At 69.7% G+C, this 1180-nt stretch carries 2 protein-coding genes; one reads left to right on the forward strand and one right to left on the reverse strand.

Annotation, left to right across the window (positions count from 1 at the left end; all coding sequences use genetic code 11):
* Positions 1-100: 100 nt before the first annotated feature.
* On the reverse strand, positions 101-628 hold the full coding sequence (locus ACIKT0_RS18680; RefSeq protein WP_407106807.1) for a PepSY domain-containing protein: 528 nt from the start codon (positions 626-628) through the stop codon (positions 101-103).
* A gap of 139 nt (positions 629-767) precedes the next feature.
* On the opposite strand from ACIKT0_RS18680, the gene ccmB reads away from it, so the two are divergent.
* A partial coding sequence (gene ccmB / locus ACIKT0_RS18685) for a heme exporter protein CcmB (protein WP_407106808.1) occupies positions 768-1180 on the forward strand: 413 nt, incomplete at its 3' end.

A 1180-nucleotide genomic window follows, 5' to 3' on the forward strand; every position in this document is an offset into this window, starting at 1 on the left:
CGCGCGGCGGCATGGTGGTGGCCGCGACGCATGCGGAGCTCGGCTTCGAGGGCGGCGCGACGCTCGACCTCGGGACGAGCGCCGCGCGGTCCGGCTCGCGTCAGTCGTCGACGACGACCTTGCCGGTGGCGTCGACCGAGACGTCCTTGGAGCCCTGATCGGTGATGACGTCGATCTCATAGGCCACGGCGTCGCCCGAGCGCTCGACCTCGGCGCTGGTCGCCTTGCCCATGGCGGCCTTCTCGGCGGCCATGATGGCGTCCTTGAGCTGGACCTGGGCCTTCTGGAAGTCGGCCGGCTTCAGCATGGTCCAGTACTTCTCGAAGGTCTGCTCCTCCTCGCCGACCACCTGGCCGGTGTTCGGATCGACGAAGTACTTGATGAGCGTGTCGCCGCCCGGGCTCAGCACCTTGACCTCCCAGCGGCCGCCGTAATCGTCGTCGAACTCCACTTCGGTGGCCTTGCCCTTGGCCTTCGCCTCGGCGGCGTCGACGGCCTGCGAGATCGACACCTTGGCGTTCTTCGCCATCTCGTCCTCATTGGCGGCCGAGGCCGGCCCGGTCTGCGCCAGGCCCAGCACGCCGGCGAGCGCCAGAGCGGGAAGCGCGTAGGTGAGGCTGATTTTCATTGGTTGATCTCCCATTCCGGTCAGGCGAAATCCCTGATTGCATGACCAACGCGCATCATCCCGGTCGGTTCGGCCCTGACAGTGAAATGCCTGTGACTCCACGCCCTTTCCTGGCTTTCAACCTCCGGTGGAGTCCCGCATGAGGACGCCCCTCGGCGCCGTGCTGTCGCGCGACCTCGCCCTCGCCCGGGGGGGAGGGGCGGGGCTCGGCGTGATGTTCTTCCTGCTGGTCGTGACGCTGACGCCGTTCGCGGTCGGCCCGGACCTGGCCTTGCTGGCCCGCATCGGGCCGGCGATCCTGTGGCTCGGGGCGCTGCTCGCGAGCCTGCTCGGCCTCGACCGGCTGCTGCAGGCCGACCACGAGGACGGCAGCCTCGATCTGATGCATCTCGCGCCCGCGCCGCTCGAACTGCAGGTCGCCGCCAAGATCCTCGCCCACTGGCTCGCCACCGGGCTGCCGCTGGTGCTGGCGGCGCCGCTGTTCGGCGTGATGCTGGACGTCGGGCCGGAGGTCTCGGTCCGGGTGGCGCTGGCGCTGCTCATCGGCACGCC

Origin of the sequence: Hansschlegelia beijingensis, assembly GCF_045505405.1 — a bacterium.
GTDB classification, from domain to species: Bacteria; Pseudomonadota; Alphaproteobacteria; order Rhizobiales; family Methylopilaceae; genus Methylopila; species Methylopila beijingensis_A.